The organism is Vibrio chanodichtyis, assembly GCF_028863985.1.
Classification (GTDB): Bacteria; Pseudomonadota; Gammaproteobacteria; order Enterobacterales; family Vibrionaceae; genus Vibrio; species Vibrio chanodichtyis.
On sequence record NZ_JARBFT010000044.1, the window covers coordinates 1 to 626 of the forward strand.

General features: G+C 53.5%; 1 protein-coding gene. It reads left to right on the forward strand.

The features are described from left to right. The coding region (locus tag PUN32_RS14035; RefSeq protein ID WP_274723743.1) for a T1SS-143 repeat domain-containing protein at positions 1-626 on the forward strand (626 nt) is incomplete at both ends.

The window sequence follows — 626 nt, forward strand, 5'->3', positions numbered from 1 at the left end:
GATCACGCGGTGGGTAGCGATAGCCAGTTATTGAACTTTACCGTGCAGGCGACCGATTTTGATGGCGACACCAGCCGTATTGTATTACCCGTCACTATTGTTGATGATAAACCGACCATTAGCGCGGTGCAGCCGCTGTCGTTGAGTGAAGATGATTTAGCGCAAGGCTCGGATGTCAGCCAAGAGCCACTCAGCGCCAGCGGTCAATTTAGCGTGGTACAAGGGGCGGATCGGGTGGTCAGCTATCAGCTCGATAGTAGCGTCAATCCGGTACAAGGCTTAACTTCCCATGGGGTGGCGGTGACGCTGTCGGCTCCGGTGGCCGATAGCAATGGCAATCTGACTTACACCGCCAGCGCCGGTGGCAGTGCGGTGTTTAGTTTGCTGCTTAATACTAATGGCAGTTATACCTTTACCTTGCTTGGGGTGGTGGATCACGCGGTGGGTAGCGATAGCCAGTTATTGAACTTTACCGTGCAGGCGACCGATTTTGATGGCGACACCAGCCGTATTGTATTACCCGTCACTATTGTTGATGATAAACCGACCATTAGCGCGGTGCAGCCGCTGTCGTTGAGTGAAGATGATTTAGCGCAAGGCTCGGATGTCAGCCAAGAGCCACTCAG